General features: G+C 48.1%; 6 protein-coding genes. 1 reads left to right on the plus strand and 5 read right to left on the minus strand.

Annotated elements, in window-relative coordinates; translation table 11 throughout:
* Positions 1 to 3: 3 nt before the first annotated feature.
* From RIE73_RS26695 to hisH, 3 genes are all read right to left on the minus strand, one after another.
* Complete coding sequence (locus RIE73_RS26695; RefSeq protein WP_446404057.1) at positions 4 to 1446, minus strand: cytochrome ubiquinol oxidase subunit I; 1443 nt, start codon at positions 1444 to 1446, stop codon at positions 4 to 6.
* 301 nt (positions 1447 to 1747) lie between these two features.
* Positions 1748 to 2605 (minus strand): prohibitin family protein, encoded by an 858-nt coding sequence (locus RIE73_RS26700; RefSeq protein ID WP_446404058.1) that lies wholly within the window; start codon positions 2603 to 2605, stop codon positions 1748 to 1750.
* A gap of 346 nt (positions 2606 to 2951) precedes the next feature.
* Positions 2952 to 3587, minus strand: coding sequence for an imidazole glycerol phosphate synthase subunit HisH (gene hisH / locus RIE73_RS26705; RefSeq protein ID WP_446404059.1), 636 nt, complete (start codon positions 3585 to 3587; stop codon positions 2952 to 2954).
* Between the two features lie 64 nt (positions 3588 to 3651).
* Between hisH and RIE73_RS26710 the strand changes: the two genes are divergently transcribed.
* Positions 3652 to 4341: a peptidase C15 gene (locus RIE73_RS26710; protein WP_446404060.1), complete on the plus strand. Its 690-nt coding sequence runs from the start codon at positions 3652 to 3654 to the stop codon at positions 4339 to 4341.
* Between the two features lie 286 nt (positions 4342 to 4627).
* Here the strand turns inward: RIE73_RS26710 and lspA are convergent, their stop codons facing one another.
* Positions 4628 to 5176 carry a signal peptidase II gene (gene lspA, locus RIE73_RS26715; RefSeq protein ID WP_446404061.1) on the minus strand — a complete coding sequence of 183 codons (549 nt, stop codon included), beginning with the start codon at positions 5174 to 5176 and terminating at the stop codon, positions 4628 to 4630.
* Positions 5177 to 5433: 257 nt separating this feature from the next.
* Positions 5434 to 7356: a DUF4384 domain-containing protein gene (locus RIE73_RS26720; protein ID WP_446404062.1), complete on the minus strand. Its 1923-nt coding sequence runs from the start codon at positions 7354 to 7356 to the stop codon at positions 5434 to 5436.
* Between the last annotated feature and the right edge of the window lie 87 nt (positions 7357 to 7443).

Genomic DNA, 7443 nt, shown 5'->3' on the forward strand with positions numbered 1-7443 from the left:
CTCCTACTGTTGCGTTTCTAGGGGACGTTCATCGGGAATAAATTGTCCAGGCTCAGTGTTGACTCCTGCTTGAGTTTCAGAAGTGGGTAAAGGGAGGTTGAAATTGGGACCTCGGCGGATAATTCGGCTCCCGAAAAATAAAGCGGCACAAAATAACAGGGTATAAACCCCGCTAAAACTGAGTAACGAGGTTAAAACATTACTGGCTGGAACATTAGACACGGCATCTACGGTGCGAATTTGCCCGTACACTGTCCAGGGTTGTCGTCCCACACAGCGGACAATCCAGCCGGATTCTACCGCAATATAACCGAGGGGTGCGGCAAAAATCCAGGCAACTAAAAGCAGACGCTGCTGGGTAATGTTTTCCGGTGAAAGCTTACCCCGTAGCCATTGCAGTACACTTACCAGCATTAATCCGGCGAAGAAGAACCCAATGGCAATCATGATTCGGAAGGAATAGTAAATTAACCCTAATAGATGGGGTCGATCTTCTGGTTTCCACTCCTTCAATCCCAATACGGGTTCTGGTAATTCTTTTTGCAATTCCAGAATATATCCCAACGCATTGGGAACTTTAATTTCCCAATCATTTTTTTCGGCGGTTTCATTAGGCAATGCCAAAAGACTCCAATCTGCCGCAACTCCGGCGGGTACAGTTTCCCACTGCGCTTCCATCGCGGCTAGTTTAGACGGCTGATGACGATACACTTGTTCGCCACTTAAATGTCCAATATAGATCTGTAAGGGGGCGACTGCGATCGCAACCGCTAAGACAATTTTCAACGCCTTAGAAAAGAAGGCGGAATGGCGTTTGTTGAGAATGTACCAAGCGCTAATTCCACCAATCACAAACAGCGAGGTTTCCAGAGTACCAAAGAACATATGTAGGACGCTGTTCACCATGAAGGGATTAAAAATTGCCTGAAAATAATCACTGACAATAAACTTGCCATCGACAAATTCGCCCCCAGCTGGGGTTTGCATCCAGGAATTGGCGGCTAAAATCCAGAATGTGGATAAGTTGGCACCAAATGCGACAAGGATAGTGGCAACGTAGTGCATGATGGGATGAACACGCTGCCAACCAAACACCATAATCCCTAAAAACGCCGCTTCTAGCATGAACGCCATCGACGCTTCAAAGCCGAGAATGCTGCCAAAAAAATTACCCACCGCCTCGGAAAAGGATGCCCAGTTGGTGCCAAACTGAAATTCCATTGGTACACCCGTGGCGACACCAATGCCAAAGTTAAGGACATACAGCTTTGACCAGAAGCGAGCATGGTAATAATAATCAGGATTGCGCGTCTTCAGCCATAGTCCTTCCACGATAACCAGGTAAATCCCCATCCCTGTGGTGAGAACGGGCCACAGCATGTGAAAAATAGCCGTCACCGCAAATTGCAGACGTGACAGCACGACGGTATCAGACAAAAATTCCATAACCTTCCGTTACATAAGACCTGAACATGGACTAGAAAACCTGCGATCAGGCTCATGACCAGATTAGTTCTGATCCTAACCTGCTGAAACCGTTACTACTATGGGTCTATCCTCCCCAAGGGTATTCTTTTTTTAGAGGGGAGAACAAGACTTAAGGGCAAACCGAACCCATTGAGTGGAGGGCGACCCAAGCCAATTGAGTGGACTGGAGTTGTTCATTAGGCTAAGCGGGTCGCCCCTACAGGTTGTTCATTCATGTAAGTGGGTCGTCCCTACAGGATAACCACAGGATTTGGTGTCTTTAGCGCGGTAGCGTTTCCTGTGCCACATCCCCTAAGTTAAATAGGAATGGCACACTACTATTGGAATCGCCGCCCATGACCAAAACTTTCGGCATTTGCGCCCCACCTTGTTTCCAGGCTTCAATCGCTTCTTTTTGCAGAACTAAGGGTCCACCTTGTTCTCTCAGGGTTTCCGCTAATAGTCGTTGGGCTTCGGCTCTACCCTTAGCGCGATTAATGTCCGCTTGGGCTTGTTGTTCGGCTTCCCGGGCAACGTAAACCGCGCGTTGCGCCCGTTGTTCAGCGATTTGTTTTTCCTCAACCGCCCTGGAGAACTCTGGGGAGAAGGTTAGGTCAACCACGCTGGTATCCAGGACGATGATGCCATACTTTTCCAACCGTTCATTCAACGCATCATCAAAGTCCTGCTTCAGTTCAGTCCGTTTGGTGATGGCTTCTTCTACCGTTCGCCGAGCCGCTGCAACTTTGAACGATTCCTGCGTCTGGGGGGCGATAATTTTCGAGACAATGTTCTGTAATGTGCCTTGTGTGCGTCGAATCTGAACCACCTGTGTGGGGTCAAGGCGGAAGTTGATCGCGAAGCTAGCCGATAGATCCTGAAGATCCTTGGTGGAACTTTGGGCAGGAACTTCAAATTTTTGCACGGTCACATCATATACGTCCACCACAGAAACCAAGGGGGGTTTAATGTGGATTCCCTCTAATAAGGCTCCATCTCTGGCTTTACCCAAGATGCTGATGACCCCGGCTTGACCTGGGTTGATGATCACAAAGGAGCTAAAGCTAAGGAGAATCAAGGCTGCTGCGATAATCCCTCCCACTAAAGCTTGCCAATTCTGTGAATTCTGATACTTCAACGTTTACTCTCCTGTACTCAAACGCCATTGGCGACTCTTTCCAGCCTACCAATGTTCAGACCGAGTTGTGCGGATCAGGGGAAGATGGGGAAGCTGGGGGAGTTGGGGGTGAGGGGGTAATGAGGAGGATATAGGGAGATTGGGGTTTTCCTGAAAGAAGGTTAATACAATCCATTTATCAAAGAATTTTAAGTGTTGACCCGCCGCAACCCTCGATAAAATCGGGTTTGTAGGGGCGGGTTTAGGGACTAATTTTGATGGTTTGCCCTCCTTTGGTTACAAAACCCGCCCTGACTCAGGTTTGAGATCTTCTGTTCCCTGTTCTCTGTCCGTGAGTTCTTCCATCTTAAACGGATACAGGCGTTTTCAGGAGGGTGACAAAATTGGATAGAATTTGTAAACCTGCGGTGGATGATTTTTCAGGATGGAACTGAACCGCCATCATATTATCCTGCGCGATCGCCGCCGTGACCTGTTGTGAGCCGTGGGTTACTGTAGCGGCGCGAATCGTCGGATCAACAGGGTCAACGTAGTAGGAATGGACAAAATAAACTTGTGGGTTCTCCGATAACTGCATCCACAAGGGACAATCCGGTTGAGTAAACTCTAAGTGGTTCCACCCCATGTGCGGAATCCGGATATCGGGTTCGGGTTGAAATCGCCGCACTTTCCCAGGAATAATCCCTAATCCGGGTTCTTTTCCTTCTTCTGAACCTTCAAACAGAATTTGTAACCCTAAACAGATACCCAGGAACGGTTTACCACTAGCAATCACCCGTTTAATCGGTTCCTCAAGTCCGCGCGATCGCAAATGCTGTACAGCAGGATCAAAGGAACCGACTCCCGGTAGTACCACCGCATCCGCCTGTTCAATCTCAGCCGCGACATCCGTTATCTTGGTTGTTGCACCCGCATTCTCCAACCCTTTACAAGCCGAGTGCAGGTTACCCATATCGTAATCAACCACCGCAATGATTGGCATGAACCGATTCCTCGTTATTTTTGTGGTTAAATCTTTATTTTAATGAGTTCGGTGCTAATCGATAATGTCAACAACTATCCTTTTGACATCCTTTCAAACCTGGTTACCTCATCAGAAATCCAATGCGTCCGATGATTTACTCCTCAAACTCCAGGCTGAGAATGACCCGTTCCCGGATCAAGCCATATCCTTGACTTATCTGAGACAGCTACCCGTGGACGTATTTCCCGCCAGCGATTTAGCGATCGCGAAAATTGAACACCTGCAACCGGATGTGGTAATTTGTTGCGGTATGGCTGAATCCCGTTCCCAATTAACCGTAGAAGCTGGGGCAACGCCGCGATACCTGGTTGCTCAAGTGTATTGGTTCATTTATTATTTAGTTCTTCAACCAATCTTCAGCCTGAAAGGGTTGTCCTATTGTCTTCCCGCCTTCTTTGGCAATGAGACATCTTTCGAGACTCACTTCCTCAAAACTGCTGTAGACTTAGACAAATTAGTCGAGGGATTAACCGACACTGAGATTAGTCATGACGCGGGTAAATTTGTCTGTGAAGGACTCTATTATCAACTATTACGCTATTTTCAGGATTATGCGCCAACAACGGGCTGCATCTTTGTCCACGTTCCCGTACTAACCCCCGAAAATCTAGCCACAATTTTGACTGACTTTCGCCTAATTATTTCCCGAATCGCCCTTTGGTCAACAATTCAACACCAAAGCCGAAGACGAGACGCAACGACGGCAGCTTAAAGACAACGACACCATTCATTTCCTTCTAGTGGCGTGGCACACCTTAATTGGTGGATTAGAATCGTAGGGGCGCAAAGACTTGCGCCCATTCTAACAGTAAAATCTATCCCACAATTTTAGCTGTGCCACGCCAGTAGGTTGGGTTTCGACTTCGCTCAACCCAACAGGCTCATTGTGATGGTGGGCAATGCCCACCCTACGGGATAGCCAGGGTTGCGGCAATTCCAAAATGCATATTTCAGTGCCATTGAGCTTAAGTTGACACCTTGAAAACGGCACACTCAGACTACCTATTTGAGTGAGTAGTCGGTGGGCTTTGGCGAAAACTGATAATTAACAAACAGATAATCCCTAGATTAATAAAAACATCAGCAAAATTAAACACCGGAAAAGGCGCAAGTCGAATATGACGAAAATCGACTAATATAGGAAACTTGACAATCGGAAACTCCAGAAAATCAACCACACAGGTTAACTGTTTTCCATTAACGATACAATCATTAAAAAATCGGTCAATTCCATTCCCCAATGCACCCCCTAAAATAAACCCGTAGCCTAACTGCTCAATCGGTTTCAGCCGAGAACCAAACCATGCCAACCCCATTAACCCCAGACTCACTGCCAGTGATAGCCAGCGCAGCCACACGCCGCCCTGACTAAACAGACTAAATGCTGCCCCAGTATTGAGTACATAGGTTAAGTGAAAAATATCGGGAATCAGAGGCAAACTTTCGTATAAGGCAAAATTTTGTACCACTAAATATTTAGTTAATTGATCCACAATTACACTAATAGCGGCAATTACCCAGAAGTAACGATTTTTTCTAAGAGGCATGGTCAATTGATTGACGGGGAATATTACCACTATAAACGCCGATGAGTAAGTAACCCCCCTTTTGCCCTGGCGACTGGAAGTCGCGGAACCACACAAACAAAGTCCGCGCGGACTGGATTATAAAGGGGATAGTAAAGGATTTGGCATCTTGTAGGGGCGACCCGCTGGCATTAATTAACAACTCCAGTTCACTCAATTTAGTCGGGTCGCCCTCTCCTCAACTCCTATGTCAGAACGTGTTTCTTAGGAGTAAAGAGTTACTCGACGACTTTTAGGATAGTTGAGAGGGCAGCCAGTTTAGTGGTATCAATACTGTGCCGACGACGAACCCGTACTGAGGCTATTCTACCGCGAGACATTCGATCCAAATCTCCCAACAAACTGTCGATAACCGCCACGGGACTCTCACTATCCGAATTTTCCGCGATATCTTCCGTAAAACCAAGCGGAGTTCCCGATGCACCGCGACGTCTGGCAATGTCCTGTAACCCTTTCAACGCATCCCGTAAGGGTTCTGTACTGGCGAGAACCAAAAGTTCAAAGAAACCTGCGGGTTCCTGCACGACTAAGCGAAAATCCTTGGTCGGATCACCAATTTTCTGGGGAATCACCATCGACTCGCCACCGCCTAGTTTTGCTGCTTCTTCCGGCGCACCCCAGGTTATCGGATGCAAGACGTAGATATCACCATTGGCAAAAATGACTAGCACCCCGATATAAAGGCTGCGGTTTTCATGGTTGTGAATGACTAACTCCACTTCAGTCCCTATTTGGAGTTGGGTTATCTCTGTTTCCAGGGTTTGGGTGACAAGTCCGGCTTCCGCCTCTGAGGGGCGTCCCGTACTCACAGAAGCCCCTCGCCTTCCCAAGGGGTTAATATCAACGGTGATATTCAATTGGGAGGTGTCGCTATTGAGGATAGAGTGGAGTATCCGACCCGCCAATAACATGGTTAGACGGGGGCGTAGGCGTTGTACTGCTTGCGTTATCGATTCCTCCGGTTGTCCAAAGGAGTCGGGAACAGGCGTGAGTCCGGCGGAAAATAGCCCAATACTGCCGATGGATGCAGAGGTAACGATATCACGCTGACGGGCTTGCTGGAGCGATTCCTGACTCATTCGTCCGAGGAGATAGTCGGCGACTGTGCTAGGATTCACGGGGACAACGTTTACCCGTTCAATCGTTTCTAAAACTGCTCTAGCCGCTTCCATCTGATTACCTAGAGACTCATGCAGACCAATTTTTAACGCTAAGTTAGCGGGTACGCCACGAATCCGTTCTCGCATCAGTGTTCCTGGGGGAATCGTCTGCCGTTGGCTGGATTTCACTCTGCCATATCCGACTAAGCCAAGGCGATGGGTTTGCACAACTTCCCCAACAACCTGTCCTTTGGTATCAATTAGGTTAAATTCTGCTCCTTCTTCAAAGGCTTGTAGACTCTGCGAGGAAATACCGCCTAACCAGAAAATGACTTGATCTCCCTCAATACGACGCACCACGGCTTCGGCGGCGGGGATATCTGGGTTAAGGAAGTAGAGGGGTTTTTGGGCATAGTCGCTATTCGGTTTAACCTGAAAGATGGGGTCTTGTTCTAGGTGCGAGGCTTGAGCCACATCCCGTGTACTCCGAGCCAGATTTGCAAAGACGGTAGTCAGGGGTTTATTGAAGGGCTGCTGCCAAAGGTAGCGGGTGAGGAGATAGGTAAACGCCCCGGCGTAGAAGTCGCCAAAGGGTGCATCCGCCGCCAGTTGATTTGCCTGGGCTGAACCCAGTGCCATTCCCTTAGCGATACCCTGGGTGCGTAAGGTTTTAAGTTGACTCAGTGACAATCCCAGTTTGGTCATCCACCGTTCTTGATAGGCTAACTCGGCGGCGCTGGGTTGAGCGTTGTTTCCCGATAACCGAGAGTCAAGGGCGCGATAGACGAGGTTTCCCCTGGTACCACCGCCAGAGTGACAGCTATCGAGGACGACGGTGACGTTTTCTGTGTTTAGGGCAGACATCAATAGAAATAGAGTCTTGCCCATGATATCGTTGACGTGGGCATTTGGATTATTTTGCCGAGAATCATAGACAACCATGGTACCGTTGTACCCCTCAATATCCGGATGAATCGGAATTGCATCGGGGTTAACTAACAGTCCGTAAATATCTAGACAATTAGTGACATAACTGGACATTTTCTGTGATATAATCAGGCAATGTCTAGTTTAACCCCCAACAAGCAGCTACTCGACTTTGTGTGACGGTCTTGCAGGTTGCACCGA

The sequence above is a fragment of the Coleofasciculus sp. C1-SOL-03 genome (assembly GCF_040220555.1).
In the GTDB taxonomy this organism is placed as follows: domain Bacteria; phylum Cyanobacteriota; class Cyanobacteriia; order Cyanobacteriales; family Coleofasciculaceae; genus Coleofasciculus.

Coding starts and splice junctions, on each gene's coding strand:
- RIE73_RS26695 (WP_446404057.1), bottom strand. CDS start 1,446: ATGGAATTTTTGTCTGATACCGTCGTGCTGTCACGTCTGCAATTTGCG.
- hisH (WP_446404059.1), bottom strand. CDS start 3,587: ATGCCAATCATTGCGGTGGTTGATTACGATATGGGTAACCTGCACTCG.
- RIE73_RS26710 (WP_446404060.1), top strand. CDS start 3,652: ATGTCAACAACTATCCTTTTGACATCCTTTCAAACCTGGTTACCTCAT.
- lspA (WP_446404061.1), bottom strand. CDS start 5,176: ATGCCTCTTAGAAAAAATCGTTACTTCTGGGTAATTGCCGCTATTAGT.
- RIE73_RS26720 (WP_446404062.1), bottom strand. CDS start 7,356: ATGTCCAGTTATGTCACTAATTGTCTAGATATTTACGGACTGTTAGTT.